The sequence below is a fragment of the Streptococcus sp. 27098_8_82 genome, from assembly GCF_041431615.1.
Lineage (GTDB): Bacteria > Bacillota > Bacilli > Lactobacillales > Streptococcaceae > Streptococcus > Streptococcus sanguinis_K.
Genome location: NZ_JAPVYB010000001.1, coordinates 485436 through 503139, shown reverse-complemented (window position 1 = coordinate 503139; position 17704 = coordinate 485436). Strand labels below are relative to the sequence as shown.

The following is a 17704-nucleotide window of genomic DNA, read 5'->3' as shown; positions in this document are numbered from 1 at the left end:
ATTCCAGACTCATTTTGAATTTCTTTAATTATAATCTTCGTCTCTGCGACGGCGCTTGTTGGTTCCCAAAAAGGCAGCTGCACCAAGTGCCATACCAAAAATTGCTAGGCGTTCTGCTTCTGAACCAGTATTTGGCAGAATAGCAGGAACTGTTGGAGCCTTATCAGCTGTCGTAGCCACACTAGCTAGCTGAGCTGCAGGATTTACAACAAAATCAGTGAATGCACCACCACCTGCCGCTTGAATAGCGCCTGTAGTTGCTCCTTTGACTTCACGAGTGTTTGCATGAACTTCTGCAGTCTTAGCATCTGAATCTTTCTTAGATTCATCCTCTGTACCTGGACCAGCTGCTCCACCTTTTACAGCTGTTAGAGTCTGTTTATCTTCACCTGAGCGATAGTTGCTATTCAGAGCATTTCCATACAGTAGAGATGCTTGATTAAAGATATTCAAGAGAGTTTCATAATTCGCTTGAAGACTGTTGTAGGATTCCTCAAGAACAGCTAAAGTTGCAGTCTCTTGATTTAAGATTGCTTGTTTAGCTTCATAATCAAGCTGCGCTTCTGCCAACTCCCGCTCTGCTTCTGCAAGTAACTGAGGAGCATTTTGAAGGTCAATGACTTTCTTTTTAGCTGCTGCTAATGTTTTTTGAGCAGCTAACAAATCCTCTTGAGCAGTTGTCAAACTAGCTTTCGCAGCTTCTTGAGCTGACTGAAGTTCTGCCAACTTATCCTTAGCTGCTGCTAGAACTGCCTGAGCATTGCTCAAGTTAGTTTGGTAAGGAGCCAAGCTTGCTGCAATCTTAGCTGTTGCTCTGTCAAGAGCTTCTTGCTTGAGAGCAACATTCTGCTTAGTCAAAGCTAGATTATTTTCAGCAGTTGCTACCTTCTGACGAGCTGCTTCAACTGCTGCAATTTGAGCTGCCGCTGTCTTTTGAGCATCAGCTAATTGAGCATTTAGGATATTGATAGCTGATTCCTGACCTACTTTTTGAGCCTTGAGTTCAGCCAATTGATTCTTAAGTGCTGTAACATTAGCGTTAGAACCTGCAGAACGACCACCACCAGCACGCAACAACTGCTCCATAGCTGCAACAGTCAATAGAGTACCGTTATTAACACGTTGGTCAAAGTTGCTAATGTGATGGAAACCAACCTCGGATGTACCATGAGGTGTGCCCCATTGGTTTGGATGTTTATCATAAGCTGCTGAGATAGCATTGGCTTTATTGTCCATCATCTGAACATAGTGGCCAATCTGAGCAAATACACCCGCTCCAACTCTCATATAGATAGCATTAGCATCAATCTGAGTTTCATCAGTAGGCAGTCCATATTGCGCCGCAATCTCTTGATACTTTTCTTTTTCTTTGTGCCAGAAATTGACAGCCCCTTGCGGGTCAAAACTAATCGCCACATTCTCATTACCAATCAGCTTACCCATATGCCAGTTATTGCGCTCAAAGTAGATAGTCTGAATCTGGCTAGCCACATTCGCATATGGATCAACCAACAACTCTTGTAAGCCGGCATTACGACGGTAAGCATTAATAGCCTTGACCAACTCTAAAGCTTGCAGGTTATTTTCCAGATTAGCTGGACTAGTTGGGTCAGAATTAACTGAGATACCAAATTCATTTTGTCCGCGTTGGTAAACAGCAAGTGCATTGTTAGCAGCATCGCGAATTTCTTGATTAGCCGCATTGTTACGAACATTTTCTAAAAATTGGGAATAAGTCGTATTGCGAAGGTCAACAGGAGCTGTTGCTGCTGCTTTCTCTGCAGCAGGAATCTGTCCTTCAAGAGAGCTGATAGCTTGATTGGTTTGGCTCAAAGATGCCTTTGCTTGATTGATTTTATTCTGGATTTCAGCCTGCACTTGTGGAGCAGAAGACGCTGCTTGTTCCGCCTTTGTCAACTCAGTCTTTGCATTGTCTAAAGCGTTCTGTGCTTGACTTTGCTGACTCTTAGCAGTTGCTACAGCTTGCTCCTCTGAGTTAAGTGGTGTTTTAGCTTGTTTCAATTCAGTCTCGGCAATGTCTACCAGAGATTGGCTCGCCTTAATAGTATTCGCTTGATCTTTAACGGCTTGGTCTGCCTTGGCAGCTTTAGCCGCTGCTTCTCGAACAGCAGTGTCTTTTGCGCCAAACTCTTGCTCTGCTGTTTTTGCTTCCGTCTCCGCCTTAGCAACATTTTCTTCTGTTGCTTCTGCCTGCACTTCTTTAGCAGTCTCAACAGCGGCTTCAGCCACTTTCACGCTAGTTTTTGCATCTTCAGCTTCTGTTTTCGCAGTATCTACTATCGATCTTTGCTCATCAAGTTTAGCTTTGGCTGCTTCAGCATTTTCTTGGGCAACAGCTACATCTGCTGCTGTCACTGGTTTCTCAGTTACTTCAGTCGCTTTTGGAGCTGTTACAGTTGATTCAACCAACTCATCCGCGTGCACTTGATGGGTCAGTCCACCAGAAATAATAGTTGTAGCCGCGATACCAGTCGCTACAACAGACTTGCCTATTTTCTTTTCCATAATCAATCTCCTTTTTATAATCTCACATACTATAATTAACCTGGGTATAGCAGCCCACATAGTAATATACTATCACAAAACGCTAGTATTAACTAGTAGCAAACGTATCCTTTTAATAGTTTTTTTATTACATTTTAGTTACAAAAATGTTTTGTTAGAAAAATAAGCTGGTTTTTCCAACAAAAATGAGCATTTCTGTATCAAATAAAGCAAAAACTCCTAGATACTTTCTAAGAGTTAACCTTGCTTGTCAGTCCGAGTGAGGTTGTCGAATTTCCTCTAACATCGCTTCTTCTTCGGCCGTCATTTCATAATGTTTTAGCAAGTCAGGTCGTCTTAGGTAGGTCTTTTTCAGACTTTCATAGAGACGCCACTTGCGGATATTTTCATGATGGCCGCTCATAAGGACTTCAGGAACGACCATGCCCCGATAGTCATAGGGCCGAGTGTACTGAGGATACTCCAAGAGCCCAGACGAAAAACTGTCATCTGTATGACTGGCTTCCTTGCCAATAACCTCTGGAATCAGGCGAACGGTAGCATCAATCATGGTCATGGCCGCCAATTCTCCTCCAGTAAGGACATAGTCCCCAAGCGAGATCTCATCTGTCACTAAAGTCTTGATCCGCTCATCATAGCCTTCATAATGGCCACAGATGAAAATGAGTTCCTCTTCTTTAGCCAGCTCCTCAGCATAGGCTTGGTCAAAAGTCCGGCCAGCAGGGTCCAGCAAAATCACGCGCGGCTGCTTCTTTTCAATGGCATCATAGGCATCAAAAATAGGCTGGGCCCTTAGCAGCATACCCTGACCTCCGCCGTATGGCTCGTCATCTACATGCCGCGATTTTTCAGCCTTCTCTCGGAAATTGTGGTAGTTGATTTCTAAGAGGCCTTTTTCCCGTGCTTTACCAACGATAGAGTGCTCCAAGGGCGCAAACATCTCTGGAAAGAGAGTCAAAATATCAATTTTCATCGTCCAGTCCTTCCGGTATCTCTACATCAACCCGACCTTGCTCAATGTCAATCCCCAGTACCACTGGCGGAATGTATGGTAAAAGCAAATCACGCTTGCCTTTACGTTTGACAACCCAAACATCATTGGCTCCTGGTTGCAGAATTTCCTTAATCCTACCAAGAAGAATATCATTTTCATAGACTTCAAGGCCGATGATTTCATGGTAGTAAAATTCCCCGTCTTCCAAGTCCGTCAAATCTTCCTCTCGGACTTTCAGAGTGAAATCACGAAATTTCTCAATGTCATTGATATGGTACATCCCCTTAAACTTAATAATATCAAAGTTCTTGACCTTACGATGGCTGGCAATCTCCACATCCATGACAAACTGATCCTTCTTGTCAAACAGGGCAAGGGTGTTGCCTTTTTTAAAACGCTCTTCTGCAAAATCTGTCACAGACAAAACCCGCATCTCTCCTTGCAGACCTTGAGTATTGACGATTTTTCCAACATTAAAATAATTCATCTCGACTCCAACATATTATACTCTGCCTAGTATTTTATCATGATATAGGGGAATGTACAAGGGAGATAAGAGGGATTTCCCTTGCCTATATTTATTTGATTAAAATTGCTGTTTAATGTATAATTATACATATAGAGCCACAACACTATAAACACTCAAGTGTGTTTACGCAAAACTAGAAAGAAGTTGGTGACGACTATGGGAAAAAAGTTAAGTAAACTCCTGCTCTCTACTGCTATTCTAGCCACAACAGCCGCCAGTCTGACTGCTTTGACACAGGTCAAAAAAGGCCAAGCAATGGAAAATGAAACGAGGGAAACTAGAAATCTCTCAGCCCTTGATGAAAAAATTGCTCAAATTGACAATCGAACCATCAAGGCTTTTCTAGAATACTATGCTAGTCAGAACATGACCTCCGCATCGTCTCTTCCAATGATAGATGATCTCGAGTCCAATACTCGCATCATAGTTATTGATACTGATGATGCGGATAAAAGTTTGCCACCAGCCATCGGAACATCTGTGGACGGATCCGAAGGGCCTGTAGGTGGAACTGTTGATGCTGATGGCAAATACATTGAGTTTGATACCAGTGACCATAGCAAATCCGCAACCGTTCAGGAAATTCGAGATGCTATTGCTGAGATTCTAGGATAGACTCTCATAAATACGTACAAAATAGCTGAGATTAAAATCTCAGCTATTTTGCATGTATCATCACTCCCACATTCAATATACTATTTAAAGCTTGCATACATCTTGCTCATCCCATTTCTAAAAGAAGCTCAACTATCTTTTCTGACTGACTCCAATGTAAATAATGATGGCTGCCTCCTAAAATAATCTGAGTATTTTGTGAAGCAAATTCGGAATCTTTATATTCTTGTTCTCGATAGGCCTGACTCAGGATAAAAATCGGAAATTGAAAAGAAATATCTAGGTTCTGAAAATCGCTTTTTGCGATACTGCAATAATGTTGAAATCCTTCTTGTACAGATTTTAATCTATCAGAACTCCTTTCTGCCTTAGCCCATAAGATTTTAAAATCAGCTACTGAAAAACTCTCTTGTCCTATTTTTTTCAGATATTCATATCCTCCACCGAGCGTCTGAACTTTCTCCTGTAAGGATAAAAATTCGGGATAAGGATTCTGAGCTAATTCTCCATATAGAACAGAATAAGTGGTTGGTTCAATCAAGATTAGTCCCTGACAAAGCGGCTCTGACTCAACAACTTTAACTGCTACAATACCACTAATACTGTGCGCGCAAACAGCATACTGGATGACTTTAAACTGCGATAAAACCTCCAAAATAGATTGAACCAAATCGTCCAAAACAAAATTTTCTTGATTTTCGAGTGGGCTTTGGCCAGTATTAGGGTAATCTATTGTTAAATAGCCCCAATTTTTAGGTAACTTCCGAATAACTGGCAAAAAATTTTCATAGGTCGGCAGACTCCCTGCGCCGCTTAAAAATACAGCAATCTTTTCTGCAGGTTGATAAGATACAAATAGCTGTCCTACTTTCGTTTTGATTATTTTTTCTTTCATAATGTTTCCAATCAATTCTTACAAATATCATCTGGGCACACACTACTATCTGAGAGCTAGCTATTTTACTAGCAGAATAAGGACACTCCAATACCAAAAATTATAAACCAAAAATTTTTCATATTCAACCAAGATTCGTGTTAGAAGAGGCAGTTGCTTGCACTGTGAATGAAGGCTAATCTCAAGGCTTGTTTTTCCTAAAAATCTATGCTAAGGTAAAGGCAGAATACGAAAAGGAGGGGCTACTATGATAAGAAGCGGCCATCTGATTTACAAGGTAAAAGGCTTACGGCAGGCGGTCAAGGGATGGGAAGAAAAGGGTTTTGTCGTCGAATACGGCAGAAGGAAAAAACCCAACAATGCCTTAATATACTTTAGTCAAGGCCCCTATATTGAGCTACTGGAAAATACGGGCATTCCTGTAATAGCCAAAATCATAGCTAAACTATTTGGCAGACCTAAAAATCTGGAGCGCTTTTTCTACTGGGATGAGTGCGAGGAAGGCTGGCAAGGACTTTGTATCGAAAAAGATTCTTCGTCAAAAGAATCCCCTCGATAAAGAATTTCAAAGCTAAGATCCTCATATTCCAGAAATGCATTCGACGAGTGGAAACCCTTGCTTTTATAAAATTCCCAGCGAGCCTGACGCTGTTCAAGATTATCACACGGCTCATCTAGGCGCTCGATTTCTAAAAGCATGGTTCGCTGATAGAAATTGACCAGCTTTTCGATGATTTCACCGCCATAGCCATGGCTGCGCAAGTGGGGCATAATAGCAAAGAAACTAACATAAAAGGCTTGCGCGTTGGAGATGGCAAAGGCAAAACCAACAAATTCCTTTTCATGATAAAAGGCGAAAAAATTAGCATCCTCCTGTTCCTCATATCGTAAAAATTCACTGAGCGGTATCCTTTCCTCTTCTGGGAAACCTTCATTATTCAAGGCTTCTACCTTATCCAAATCTGGAAAATCTGCTGTAATGATCTGGCTGGTTAAGCTCATAAAATCACTCCTTTTCTAGTGATAGTATAATAAATTTTGCAACTGGTTTCAAAAAAGAGCCCTGAAAGAGCTCCTATGTATCCATTTTTTCTTCATATATTTTTCTTCATATAATAGAAAGGTGCCGAATGCCTAGATAGAATCGGTTGGCCCCCACCGAAGAGGAATTATCCTAGCTGCTACTCACTATTTCACGTAAATTATCCAAATGCTGGTTATCAGTCACAGCCATAATGCTGACGCCTTCTGGCCAAACAAAGTCTGGAGTAAACTTGCTTTCCAAAGGCTGATTTTTTGTCAGACGGTATCCGATAATATTAAGATGATAAAGCCTGCGAGCATCTACTTCACGGACCGTTTTCCCGACCCAGCTAGCAGGCAGTTCAAACTCAGCCACTACTACATCGTCATCCAGCTGGAAGACCTCAATCGAATGGTTCAAGAGAATAGTCTTAGCCAATGAAATACCAGCCTCCACTTCAGGCAGAATAACCAGATCAGCTCCCACCTTTTCCAGCACCTGCTGAGTTACTTCATCTTTGACCTTGGCAATGACATTTTTAACGCCCAATGCCTTGCAGTGCATGACCGCTAGGACGCTGGATTCCAGACTTTCTCCCGTCGCTACGATGACCGTATCACAGGACCCAACGTCTGCCGCCTCTAAAAGCTCCATATCAGTAATGTCCCCGATCACACCAACGGCAATCATGTCTTCATACTGATTGATTGTCTCTTCGTGATTATCAATCGCAATGATTTCTACATCTTGAGAAATCAAAGCCTCAATGATACTCTGTCCAAAAATCCCCAAGCCGAGGATTCCAACTGTTTGATTTGCCATTTCTTTTCTCCTATCCAATCATAATGTCCGCCTTGCTGTAATGCAAGGTTGCAGCCTTCTTCGGTTGATAATGGTTGAAACTGACCATAAGAGTCAGCGGCCCCACCCGTCCAATAAACATTAGCAACATAATCACAATCATACCAGCTGTATTGAGGCTGGTAGTGATATTGGCCGTGACACCAACTGTAGCCAATGCCGACACAGTCTCAAATATCAGGTAAATAAAACGATGACTGCTATCGGTCACTAGCCCAAGAGCCAAAAGACCAAGCAGAAATGTCAGCTGAAAAATCACTGTCACACCAAAAGCCTTCTGCACTAGCTGAGGAGACAGCGTTCTCCGTCCCATATTGGTATGAGGCAAGCCCAGGATTTCCTTTCGAGCAAAAAGCAAAAGAACTAGGAAGGTCGTAATTTTCAGACCGCCCGCTGTACCACCCGGAGCCCCTCCCAGAAACATCTGGAGCAGATAGATAAACAGGGTTACTGGACGAGCAGCTGTATAATCAATGGAAGCAAAGCCAGCTGTCCTCATACTGACTGTCTGAAAAAAGCTGACCAGTAGCTTATCGCCAAAGGAAAGATTGCCAATCGTTCCAGGATTATTGTACTCCGTCCAGAGACTCGTGACCGTCCCAAAAACGAGGAGACCAGCAGTCAGCAGCAAGACTACCTTAGTATGAAAGTGCAGCCCCTTCTGTTTTCCTCCCAATTTAGTCGCCAAGTCAAACCAGACCATAAAGCCCAGTCCTCCAGTAATGATGAGGAGAGCCAAGGTGATATTGACCAAAACATCTGTCTGCAAGCCTAGTAGGCTATCATTGCCAAAATTATCAAAGCCCGCATTACAAAATGCAGAAACGGCTAAAAAGATAGAATTAAAAATCCCTTTTCTCAGACCAAACTTGGGAATGAAGCGAATCATGAGAAGGAGCGCACCCAGTCCTTCGATACTAAAAGTCGTGATAAAAATCGAACGGACAAATTGACCTAAGGTACGATTGTGACCATAACTAAAACTATCCCGCAGAATACGGCGATCCTTGAGGCTGAGCTTTTTCCGACTTTCCATGGTGAAAAAACCGATAAAGGTCAGGATGCCCAAGCCACCAATCTGAATCAGTAACATGCAAAGGAGCTGCCCCCAGACATTGTATGTATCCACAACCGATCGAGTAAAAAGCCCTGTCACACAGACCATCGAGACAGCTGTAAAAAGATGATCCAGATAGCCCGCTTGGGAACTTTCCGTCTGCACCCAAGGCAGACTGAGTAGCAAGGAGCCACAGAATATCACCAGAAGAAAAGACAAGATAATCTTTTGCGCTGGTGACAAGCGTGAAAATAAATGCTTCATAAAGTTTCCTTTCCTGATCTAATAAAAGCAGAGGCTAGCTCTATCTGCCCTTCTCTTTCCTTGACAGCCCGCTGCAAATCATCTGGACTCTGCAAGTTTCTGACTTTGATGGCATAATCCGCTGCGACGATAGCATGGCCCCGCATGTGGCCTGTTGCGACTGCTTGGGCAAAGACACGCGCAGCATATTTACCGATTTGTGATTGGGCTTGCTGCGACAGTTTGTTAGCCAAGAAACCAGCCTGCCTTAGTTCATAGGCAGATGCCCTACCATCAAGTCGAGCCTGAAAAATCGCTCTTACCTGAGTCAAAATCTTCTGCTTTTCAGACTCATCTTCCGCGTCTATCAGAGCTATAAAGCTTGACGCTATTTTCATAGCCCATCGAGCCAGTTTCCCTTGAGGAAGTTCCTCCAAAACAAGCTCCAATTCCAATCTCTTCTCACCATCATCCAGGATTTTCAGCTTGTATGGGCTCGGTAAAATCACTTGGCTATTCTCATAACACTTGCGCTCATGAGCGTTCCAAGCATAATCTTCTGGCTTCATATGCCCTCCAGTTTCAAATTTTTCTAAACTCGCCCCTGCATTTCGTTCTTCTCTTAAATGAAGTGTCTAGTTCTCGCATACGCTCGAACTGCATCAATGCCCCTAAATTCAACTGCGCTTGACGGCTTGTTTTATCTAAGGAACTTGTACCCACGCTTTGCTGGGCATCAATTTCTCTAAGCTCACTTGAGTGCTGTGCACTCAGTTCGCTAAGAGAAATAGAAAAAAACGGGACATACTGGTCCCGTTCTTCTTATTTCTCATCAATGACGATGCGAACTTTTTTGTACTCGGTTGGGACAGAGTAAACAATCGTCCTTATAGCGGATATAGTACGACCTTTACGACCGATTACACGTCCAACATCACTCTGATCAAGATCCAGGTGATATTCTAAAAATTCAGGTGTATCCTCAATCTTGATAGTTAAGGCATCAGGCTGTGAAATCAAAGGTTTCACTATCGCAATAATTAGATTTTCAATCGTGTCCATATGTCAACCTACGCTTCTATTATTTAGAGTATTTTGAATCGTGGAATTTCTTCAATACGCCTTCTTTTGAAAGGATATTGCGTACAGTATCAGAAGGTTGTGCACCATTACCCAACCACTCAAGGATACGGTCTTCCTTCAAAGTCACTTGGTTTTCAGCTACAAGTGGGTTGTAAGTACCAACGGTTTCGATGAAACGTCCGTCACGAGGTGAACGTGAGTCTGCAACATTGATACGGTAGAAAGGTTTTTTCTTAGAACCCATACGAGTCAAACGGATTTTTACTGCCATTATTAAGGTCTCTTTTCTTTATTTTTTCTTTTGGTGAAATAGCAAAGCTATTAAGCACATGTTCTATTATAGCAGATTAAAAACAGCTGTCAAGTTTTTTTCTTGACAGAGTTAAAATTTCTTTAGATTAGTCTTTTTTACTTAAAAGCACAATGCGTTTTTACTAGCTTGCTTGATAAAAATATATTTAAGAGAAAACAAGACAAGGATTTTTTTCATTTGCAGTCTCCTTATGGAACCAATAGTCTGATAATGTCGTCATAAGAATAAGCGGTATAGGTCGGCTGAAAAAGACTTTTATTTTCTAGCTGTTTGGGATTGTACCAGATAGAGTCCAGTCCGGCATTATTAGCGCCAGCAATATCAGCTGTCAAGGAGTCTCCAATCATCAAAGTCTGAGAAAGATCAAAATCTGGTATCTGCTCTGCTATTTTTTCATAGAACAAAGCTTCGGGCTTCTGAGTCCCCATCTTTTCCGAGATAAAAATATGATTAAAATAAGGAGAAATGTCGGAATTGGCCATGCGGCCAGTCTGAATAGCCGTGATGCCATTGGTCGCTCCGTAAATCTCATAATCAGCTTCTGTCAGACTGTCCAAAAGCTCGCTTGCACCAGCGTAAGTTTGTCCTTGCTGAGCAATATGCTGCTGATAAAGGAAGGCTAACTCGGCGCCATCCTTCTCAATGCCAAAATGGGCAAAAAGGCGAGAAAAGCGAGTATTGACCAGCTCTGGCTTGGTAATTTTACCCTGCTCCAGTTCCCGCCAAAGCCCCTTGTTCATGGGAATATAATAGTCTTTGTAGGTCTGGATCTCCGTCACGCCCTGCTCCTCCAAAAAATGAGTCAAGGCGATGTCTTCTGCCGTATCAAAATCCAGCAACGTATGGTCAAGGTCGAAAAGTAGAAATTTGTATGACAAGGTAGGGAATTTCCTTTCTTAGTATCTCTCTATTAAATAACTTATTGATTTATTCTTTTTGATTCTAAGTTTGCTAACTCCAATTTTAGTTGTTCAATTCTATTATCAATTGTACTTTCTTGAAATTTTCTTTCATACATTTCATATAATTTATTTCTTAGTAACGGCTCTGAAATCATATCAATCTCTGATAGTAGGTTTTCCTTAGTTAAATAGGATACAAGACTGTCTGAGTTATGAAGAGGATCAAGTTCTTTTAAAATAGTATTAATTTTAGAAATTGCAAATTCACCATAGATATCCTTTATAAACATATCATCATGCATTATTTCCTGTATATTCTTAGCAAATGTATTCCTCATTAATTTTACTTTTACATCCTCTTCATCTTTTACTAAACAAATAACATTTCCATTCTTGATATCCGATAACATAAAAGGAGAATGTGTTGTAAAAATGAATTGGATTTTTGAATTAACGATTTGTTTAAATTCACTGATTAAAAAGTATATTAGGCGTCTAGACCATTCTAAATGAAGGCCTTCTTCAATTTCATCTACAAGAATTATATAATTACCTTCAAATGATCTAGTTTTTATCAAAGCAACCAAATCAAGTAGATTCTTCTCACCTTTTGAAGTAACCTCCCTAACTTGAAACCAAATTGCTTCCCCACGTTCATTTATTAAATCTATTTTCCTTTTATCTGGGAGGTCAATGGTAGTTCTTAATTCATCTATAAAGTCCTTAACTGATTGATCTTCAAAATCTATTTTTACAATACAGCTTTGAGCATCAATTGATTTGAGATTATCATTAAGCTGATAAAACTCTCTTAAAAATCGAGCAGTAAAATTAATATATTCAATAATATCATTGCTAGGTTCTACACCCAAATCTTTACATTTATCATAAGGTAGGTCTTCTCCAACAAATTTTCCGTCATCTTCCCTCACAAAATCTTTGTCTAAAAGTTGAGTAAAAAAAATAGTTATATCTTCAAAAAGAATTTCCCAATTAGCTACTATATCATCTGCATTAGATACTTTATTATAATTTGGAAAATATAAATCTCGAATATACATATATGTATCAACGAGAACATTTAGAATCTGCAACTCATTGAAAGATAAAGCTAACCCTTTTTCTAAAAATTCTTCAAAAGAAACTCTACCAAAAAATTCCTTAAATATAAATCCAAATCTGTTAAATACTACAAAATGTTTAAATTCTAAGATGAGTCTACTGAATTTTTTTTGAATTTTTTCATCTTCTAGTGCTACATCTATGTTGTTATAATCTTTTTGTTTAGTAGAGTAATCAAACTCTAGCAATTCTTTCTTAATATCTCCTAAAGAAAAGAAAGCCTCAAAATAAATATTATACTCGCTATCAATTATATGAGAACTACCGTCTTCAAATACAAATTCAGAAATAAACTCTTTAAAATTATATTCAGGCATCCAATCCAAGGGAAGTACTTTTCTAAAACAATAATCAGTTAAATCATCTAAAGTCTCTTCGAAAGTATTTATTCTGATTTCCCATTTATAATTGGAACTGTTTGAAATAAATCTTTCATCAACAAGTAGTTTATAAGCATCAAACTTGGATTTTGCATCTTTCAGTGAGAACTGTTTACTATTACCATATCGTCGTTTAAGTTTAATTGAATCATTATAATCTTCGTTACCTCTTAATACTTTTGAAGATTGGAAATAATATATATTGCCTATCTGACCATCCTCTACTGTATCCAATTTATAAATGCCTGTGTATTTAAGTTTGTTTATTTGCTCTATATGGCTATTGATTTCAATACTTTCTATATCAAAATTAAACATCTCCAATAAAACATTGCTATCCCAAAAAATTAAACAGTAAGAAGAATCAAAAGCATGATATTTTCTCTCCTCTTTGGTACAACCAATCAAATCTAAAATAGTTGTCTTACCAACACCATTATTCCCAACTATTGCGGTTATATTACTTATACTGTCTCCATAAAAATTTGGAACTGAATCCTCAACCTTGTTAACTTTTAAATGTTGATTTTTCCACTCTATTGTATAGTTAGAATTGAAAATAATTGGTTCATTCCATGAAATATTGTTGTATTTTTTAACTATCAATCCTATTAACTCCATATTATTCACCTATTAATCCGATATTTCTACTAATATCTGCAACCATCTTAGATAGGGGACGCTTACCATACTCTTTAGAGTCAGTATATACACCAGTAAGAAATCGTTTAATTTCACTTTCTGTAAGTTCCTTCATTCCATTCTCTTGAAATAATGATTTAATTCTTTCTGTATAAGGTTTCGAATAATATTCTTTTTTCCACAACAATTCTTCAATTACATCAGAATGAACTTGGTATAACTCTATTATACCAATATTATCGAGGTCTTTCTTAAGTAAATCAAACTTTTCTGATTTTTGCCTCTCAATAAAAATTCTAGGTTGATGAATAGATTTCAAATCATAATTAAACCTAAAAAGTTCATCCACCTCAATACTTGAATCATAAGGGGAAATACTAATCTCACTAGTCAATTTATTGTAATTACAAGAGGCGCAACTAGGTACCAAATTATAAAAGCAAACTGCTAATAGTGGATAGTCTATTTTTGACCAAAAATGATCTAATTGACACGAATTCAGCAATTCAATATGTTGCTCATTTATTTCATGGCCCTTTGGGCATTTTCTTTCTAAATATATTTCATCAATATTGTACTCAAAACTATTTGCATTATTATCTCGACATGCTTCACACTTGTAAACTTTCATTGTAGAATTGATAAAATTCCTATTACAGTAGGGACAAACAATAAATCTAGAAGCCTTTACTCTAGAAAACCTAAGCTCCTTTGTAATAAGATTATAAGAAGATTTTAAACATGATTCAAATTTTTGGAAGTAACCAAGTCCTTTATATCCGGGATGAAAAATCCGATCTTTTCTATCCATTTTTCTAGCATTCAAAAACCATTTAAATATTTTATATAAATCTTCGTATTCAAGTTGCATCAATTCTAAAAGCACATCATCACCTGTGCTCCAATTAATCCCTTCAATGACTAAATACTCCCGAATCCACTTTGAAATGTCCTTTTTAAAAGTTTCTTCACCTCTATATTTCTGTGGAAAATTCATTTGTTCGTATATAGATTCACACCACTCTCTCACGTAAACTGGATCCAACTTTTCAATCTGTATCATTTAATTTCCTCCGATTCTATTATAACACAAACAACAACTAATCCACCTGAGACTGGATAAAATCATTACAACTACATGTTATATACATACCTAGACATAAAAAACCAGCCGCTCAAAAATAAACGGCTGGTTTCTAATCTATTTCTCTACTGGAATCCAGACTTTCATTTGATAGTTTGGTGGCTCTTGTTTTGATTCTGCTGCATTACCAAACAGCATTTTCGTTTTTCCCACTTCTTCTACTCTTCTTTATAGTGAATACACAAATCTCTAAATTTATTATCTAGCGCTGCAATATCAAACAAGACTTTTGACAGTTTCTGATAATCTTCCTTGATACAAAATAGATGAGCTTGGCCGAACAACTTTGCTAAATTTTCTTTTAGTTCAGATCTGACCGTATCGTGGTCTTTTAAGAAGTTGCTCATGTATAGATTTCTGATAGAAGCTAATTTGAAACTAAAGTATTGATGAAGATGCTTTTGTTCTTCATTCAAGCCATAGTCCGCTACCGACTTAGCATATCTTGCTATCACATTCTCCTCGCCATGTTCATATTGTTGCTTCATCAGCATAGATGTTTTCTGGTAAATCTCTTTGGAAGTAGGAAATTTGATTTTTTTGAAGTTTCCCCACATAGAGAAAGAACCTCTTTTATAGTCGATATTTTTAGCTTCCCAGGCTTTCGAAAATTCTGAGAAACTCATTTTCATACAAGCAAAGCCTGCTGGATCATGGAAATAGATAAACTCATCATCTAGATCATAAACCGAAACAAAATGGTCCACCCCATACAAATGAATATGATTGGGATTATAAGTGAGATAACCCATGTCCAAGGGGCCAAGAACAACAGATCCGGTAAGTAATAACTTACTTAAGATTTCTCTGATAGAGAGAAGATCCACCGCATTTGAATCCTTTATATAGTATTCATCATATGTAAAACCCAGAATGTCTAAAGAATGACTGATAGAACTATCTGGCATCCCATTATCAAAGAAGACTAAGGGGTGTTTTTCATCTTCCTTTACAATACTAGCGCCATTTCCCATCACCATAATGGCTTCCAAAAACTCAGGGCGAACATCATAACCATACGAATACAGCGCCATCGCAAGTGAATATGTATAACAAAGAGAAACGTCCCCAAAATACATCAGCATAGCATCATCCTCCTCTGTAATTGACACCCAAAAAATGACTTACAATCACCATTCTATCTTACCACCGGTATCCAGAGTTCCATTTGATAGTCTGGGGAGGACATATCACCCTCGGTGTAGACTTCAAAATCTGGTGCTCCTGAGTGGCGATAACCAGTTTCTGGGAAAAAGACTTCCAAAACATATTTCCAAGCATGGTGGATGCTGGCTGGTATAGCCCCCTTGACTGGTACGATGGCATATTCAGCTTCTGCGATTTCTTTGATTGACAGACCAAATTCTTCTGCTTTGGCTTTATCCGCCACATCATAAGCTGCCATATAGTTGATGATTTCGCCTTCTTTGACATCCGAGCAGACGCCAAAAGATTGGCCACTGCCCAGACTTTCCAGGCTTTCAAAGCTGTGATTGGCATAGAGCTGCTCCCAGGCAGACGGGCACTGGCTATTGTCAATAGCTTCCAATAGGACGCCTGCCACGGTAAATGCAGGTTTCTTTTGAATCTTGATATCCATGTTCTTTCCTCCTGTAATCTTTAAGGATAATTGAAGTCTAGGAAAGACGCGATAAGGTTTTCCATTTCGAACTTCTGAGGGAGTCGCACCATGGAATTTCTTGAAGGCTGCGCTGAAAGCATCCGAAGACTCATAGCCGTATTTCATCGCTATGTCAATGACTTTCTCAGAGCTTTCCCGCAAGTCTATCACAGCTTCTGACAGCCTGCGATTGCGCAAGTATTCTGCTAAAGTCATATCTGCTAGAATAGAAAAGAGCCTGCTAAAGAGAGCATAAGAATAGCCCGATAGCTGCTGAAATTGCTGCAAGTCCACTTCTGCGTCCAACTTACTTTCCAGATATTCCATGGTTCGATTGAATTGATGCATCATATTCTTTTCTTCCTACCTCCTATCTATAGTCTAGCAGATCTAAGATACTTCTGCCCTAGAATTTTTGTACAAGATTTAGAGGGGGATTCTACAACCTATCCCGTAGCTTCTCCACAAAGAGATAAGCTGCTGGGCAGGTCAGGGTATTTTTGATTGTCAGATGATTAATCTGATGAATCTTCTTGCGGTCTGTATGAGGGAACTCTCGACAAGCCTTTGGACGAACATCGTAGATCGAGCAGAGATTGTCTCCACCTAAAAAAGGACAAGGCATGGCCTTGAAGACCTTGTCACCGTCTTCGTCTACCTGCAGAAATTCCTCTTCAAAAGCCGGCAGCTTCATCTTGAAATACTTGGCAATGCGGACAATATCAGCTTCCTTAAAGTCTGGTCCCAGCGTCTTGCAGCAATTGGCACAGGCTGTACAGTCAATCTCCTCAAAAACCTCATCATGGATTTGCTGGGCAATCTTATCTAGGTTTTTTGGTGGCTTTTTCTTGAGACTGGCTAAAAATTTTCGATGCTCTTTCTGCTTCTGCAAAGCTAGCTGATGGTACTTTTCAAGGTCGATTTCTTGGGTCATATATTTTTCTTTCTGTATTCAAATTGCTTTTATTATATCATAAAATGAGCCCTCTTAAATCTTATCAAACTCAAAGAATATTAGATATCCCATCTAACAAAAAAATCTGAGAACGAGTCCCAGATTTGCTTTTTATGAACTTAGAGAGTAATCATCAAATGCTGTCGCTAAATGCTTTTCCCACCGTCCTTGCTGACGCTCCAAGTATCTTCGATATAGGGGATAAATTCATACAGAGTGTCTTCATCGCCTTCAAAGGACATCATATAGACCTTATCGCCTTGTTTGAAGACCCAAACCGTTAGGTTTTGAGTGGATTTTAAAACAACATTAATCTGAAAGGCTTCATTTCCAGCTACGGTACTCTTTGCTCCCCAAAAATCATCAACTTCCTTATTATCCTTCCAGTGGTAGGCAATACGTTGGGCAATGGTTTCAGCGTTGAATTCTTCACCTTCTCCAATGTTAGCTTTTTCTTTTGTATAAGCGTTCATCGTGACAATGTTATAGCCACTTCCATCCGTATATTGGACACTATCGCCACCATCTACGTCTGTAAACTTAATCCAATTATCAGGAATACTAATATAGCCATAATCATCAGAGCCGACGCGCATAGTACCTGTTGTCTTTGACGAATCTTTTTCTTTACGACTGCTACTGCTTGTATCGCTGTCATCTCTCAGGGAAACCCGACTAGAAGAATCAGATGGTTTCCGACTGCTATAGCTCTTGATAAGGCTACAGGAAGACAGAGAAAGGCCGGCTAAGATTATCAGGGAGAGCAGAAAGTACTTCTTTTTCATGGTCATTCCTTCC

General features: G+C 39.4%; 19 protein-coding genes. 2 read left to right on the top strand and 17 right to left on the bottom strand.

The window, feature by feature from the left end:
• Window positions 1-24 precede the first annotated feature (24 nt).
• The 3 genes from O3627_RS02480 to rimM form a co-directional block, all read right to left on the bottom strand.
• Window positions 25-2586 carry a CAP domain-containing protein gene (locus O3627_RS02480; protein WP_343091774.1) on the bottom strand — a complete coding sequence of 854 codons (2562 nt, stop codon included), beginning with the start codon at window positions 2584-2586 and terminating at the stop codon, window positions 25-27.
• Between the two features lie 190 nt (window positions 2587-2776).
• Window positions 2777-3499: a tRNA (guanosine(37)-N1)-methyltransferase TrmD gene (gene trmD / locus O3627_RS02475; RefSeq protein WP_111675728.1), complete on the bottom strand. Its 723-nt coding sequence runs from the start codon at window positions 3497-3499 to the stop codon at window positions 2777-2779.
• On the bottom strand, window positions 3489-4007 hold the full coding sequence (gene rimM / locus O3627_RS02470; protein WP_175859836.1) for a ribosome maturation factor RimM: 519 nt from the start codon (window positions 4005-4007) through the stop codon (window positions 3489-3491). The genes trmD and rimM overlap by 11 nt, the downstream gene beginning before the upstream one ends.
• Before the next feature lie 198 nt (window positions 4008-4205).
• On the opposite strand from rimM, the gene O3627_RS02465 reads away from it, so the two are divergent.
• Window positions 4206-4664 (top strand): hypothetical protein, encoded by a 459-nt coding sequence (locus O3627_RS02465; protein ID WP_002906422.1) that lies wholly within the window; start codon window positions 4206-4208, stop codon window positions 4662-4664.
• 106 nt (window positions 4665-4770) lie between these two features.
• Here O3627_RS02465 and O3627_RS02460 read toward each other — a convergent pair whose 3' ends face one another.
• The gene (locus O3627_RS02460) at window positions 4771-5559 is read right to left on the bottom strand and encodes an alpha/beta hydrolase (protein ID WP_343091775.1); all 789 of its coding nucleotides are present in this window, start codon (window positions 5557-5559) and stop codon (window positions 4771-4773) included.
• A 247-nt stretch (window positions 5560-5806) separates the two neighbouring features.
• Between O3627_RS02460 and O3627_RS02455 the strand changes: the two genes are divergently transcribed.
• Window positions 5807-6118 carry a VOC family protein gene (locus O3627_RS02455; protein WP_343091776.1) on the top strand — a complete coding sequence of 104 codons (312 nt, stop codon included), beginning with the start codon at window positions 5807-5809 and terminating at the stop codon, window positions 6116-6118.
• Here O3627_RS02455 and O3627_RS02450 read toward each other — a convergent pair.
• The 13 genes from O3627_RS02450 to O3627_RS02390 form a co-directional block, all read right to left on the bottom strand.
• Entirely contained in the window at window positions 6040-6561 is a 522-nt protein-coding gene (locus O3627_RS02450; protein ID WP_343091777.1) for a GNAT family N-acetyltransferase, read from the bottom strand. The genes O3627_RS02455 and O3627_RS02450 overlap by 79 nt on opposite strands.
• Before the next feature lie 172 nt (window positions 6562-6733).
• Entirely contained in the window at window positions 6734-7405 is a 672-nt protein-coding gene (locus O3627_RS02445; RefSeq protein WP_032913402.1) for a TrkA family potassium uptake protein, read from the bottom strand.
• A gap of 10 nt (window positions 7406-7415) precedes the next feature.
• A complete protein-coding gene (locus O3627_RS02440) occupies window positions 7416-8765 on the bottom strand; it encodes a potassium transporter TrkG (RefSeq protein WP_343091778.1) in 1350 nt (449 codons plus the stop codon).
• Window positions 8762-9313: a putative immunity protein gene (locus O3627_RS02435; protein ID WP_002895316.1), complete on the bottom strand. Its 552-nt coding sequence runs from the start codon at window positions 9311-9313 to the stop codon at window positions 8762-8764. The genes O3627_RS02440 and O3627_RS02435 overlap by 4 nt, the downstream gene beginning before the upstream one ends.
• A 253-nt stretch (window positions 9314-9566) precedes the next feature.
• Window positions 9567-9806: an RNA-binding protein KphA gene (gene kphA, locus O3627_RS02430; RefSeq protein WP_002895313.1), complete on the bottom strand. Its 240-nt coding sequence runs from the start codon at window positions 9804-9806 to the stop codon at window positions 9567-9569.
• 19 nt (window positions 9807-9825) lie between these two features.
• The gene (gene rpsP / locus O3627_RS02425) at window positions 9826-10098 is read right to left on the bottom strand and encodes a 30S ribosomal protein S16 (RefSeq protein WP_002895310.1); all 273 of its coding nucleotides are present in this window, start codon (window positions 10096-10098) and stop codon (window positions 9826-9828) included.
• Window positions 10099-10328: 230 nt separating this feature from the next.
• Window positions 10329-11018, bottom strand: a complete 690-nt coding sequence (locus O3627_RS02420) for a YjjG family noncanonical pyrimidine nucleotidase (RefSeq protein WP_125382337.1) — start codon at window positions 11016-11018, stop codon at window positions 10329-10331.
• Window positions 11019-11059: 41 nt separating this feature from the next.
• On the bottom strand, window positions 11060-13165 hold the full coding sequence (locus O3627_RS02415) for an AAA family ATPase (protein ID WP_343091779.1): 2106 nt from the start codon (window positions 13163-13165) through the stop codon (window positions 11060-11062).
• A gap of 1 nt (window position 13166) precedes the next feature.
• Window positions 13167-14249, bottom strand: a complete 1083-nt coding sequence (locus O3627_RS02410) for a hypothetical protein (protein WP_125382340.1) — start codon at window positions 14247-14249, stop codon at window positions 13167-13169.
• 239 nt (window positions 14250-14488) lie between these two features.
• A complete protein-coding gene (locus O3627_RS02405) occupies window positions 14489-15415 on the bottom strand; it encodes a DNA repair protein RadC (RefSeq protein ID WP_343091780.1) in 927 nt (308 codons plus the stop codon).
• Between the two features lie 53 nt (window positions 15416-15468).
• Window positions 15469-16302 (bottom strand): GyrI-like domain-containing protein, encoded by an 834-nt coding sequence (locus tag O3627_RS02400; RefSeq protein ID WP_371621264.1) that lies wholly within the window; start codon window positions 16300-16302, stop codon window positions 15469-15471.
• Window positions 16303-16390: 88 nt separating this feature from the next.
• Window positions 16391-16885 (bottom strand): YkgJ family cysteine cluster protein, encoded by a 495-nt coding sequence (locus tag O3627_RS02395; protein ID WP_002904626.1) that lies wholly within the window; start codon window positions 16883-16885, stop codon window positions 16391-16393.
• A 167-nt stretch (window positions 16886-17052) separates the two neighbouring features.
• On the bottom strand, window positions 17053-17697 hold the full coding sequence (locus tag O3627_RS02390) for a hypothetical protein (protein ID WP_371621263.1): 645 nt from the start codon (window positions 17695-17697) through the stop codon (window positions 17053-17055).
• Between the last annotated feature and the right edge of the window lie 7 nt (window positions 17698-17704).

What these genes read in the sequence shown, in the direction of transcription:
- O3627_RS02450 (WP_343091777.1), bottom strand. Translation starts at nt 6,561, where the DNA reads ATGAGCTTAACCAGCCAGATCATTACAGCAGATTTTCCAGATTTGGAT.
- O3627_RS02460 (WP_343091775.1), bottom strand. Translation starts at nt 5,559, where the DNA reads ATGAAAGAAAAAATAATCAAAACGAAAGTAGGACAGCTATTTGTATCT.
- O3627_RS02395 (WP_002904626.1), bottom strand. Translation starts at nt 16,885, where the DNA reads ATGACCCAAGAAATCGACCTTGAAAAGTACCATCAGCTAGCTTTGCAG.
- O3627_RS02465 (WP_002906422.1), top strand. Translation starts at nt 4,206, where the DNA reads ATGGGAAAAAAGTTAAGTAAACTCCTGCTCTCTACTGCTATTCTAGCC.
- rpsP (WP_002895310.1), bottom strand. Translation starts at nt 10,098, where the DNA reads ATGGCAGTAAAAATCCGTTTGACTCGTATGGGTTCTAAGAAAAAACCT.
- O3627_RS02410 (WP_125382340.1), bottom strand. Translation starts at nt 14,249, where the DNA reads ATGATACAGATTGAAAAGTTGGATCCAGTTTACGTGAGAGAGTGGTGT.
- O3627_RS02480 (WP_343091774.1), bottom strand. Translation starts at nt 2,586, where the DNA reads ATGTGGGCTGCTATACCCAGGTTAATTATAGTATGTGAGATTATAAAA.
- O3627_RS02405 (WP_343091780.1), bottom strand. Translation starts at nt 15,415, where the DNA reads ATGCTGATGTATTTTGGGGACGTTTCTCTTTGTTATACATATTCACTT.
- kphA (WP_002895313.1), bottom strand. Translation starts at nt 9,806, where the DNA reads ATGGACACGATTGAAAATCTAATTATTGCGATAGTGAAACCTTTGATT.
- O3627_RS02415 (WP_343091779.1), bottom strand. Translation starts at nt 13,165, where the DNA reads ATGGAGTTAATAGGATTGATAGTTAAAAAATACAACAATATTTCATGG.
- rimM (WP_175859836.1), bottom strand. Translation starts at nt 4,007, where the DNA reads ATGAATTATTTTAATGTTGGAAAAATCGTCAATACTCAAGGTCTGCAA.
- O3627_RS02400 (WP_371621264.1), bottom strand. Translation starts at nt 16,302, where the DNA reads ATGATGCATCAATTCAATCGAACCATGGAATATCTGGAAAGTAAGTTG.
- O3627_RS02435 (WP_002895316.1), bottom strand. Translation starts at nt 9,313, where the DNA reads ATGAAGCCAGAAGATTATGCTTGGAACGCTCATGAGCGCAAGTGTTAT.
- O3627_RS02445 (WP_032913402.1), bottom strand. Translation starts at nt 7,405, where the DNA reads ATGGCAAATCAAACAGTTGGAATCCTCGGCTTGGGGATTTTTGGACAG.
- O3627_RS02390 (WP_371621263.1), bottom strand. Translation starts at nt 17,697, where the DNA reads ATGACCATGAAAAAGAAGTACTTTCTGCTCTCCCTGATAATCTTAGCC.
- O3627_RS02440 (WP_343091778.1), bottom strand. Translation starts at nt 8,765, where the DNA reads ATGAAGCATTTATTTTCACGCTTGTCACCAGCGCAAAAGATTATCTTG.
- trmD (WP_111675728.1), bottom strand. Translation starts at nt 3,499, where the DNA reads ATGAAAATTGATATTTTGACTCTCTTTCCAGAGATGTTTGCGCCCTTG.
- O3627_RS02455 (WP_343091776.1), top strand. Translation starts at nt 5,807, where the DNA reads ATGATAAGAAGCGGCCATCTGATTTACAAGGTAAAAGGCTTACGGCAG.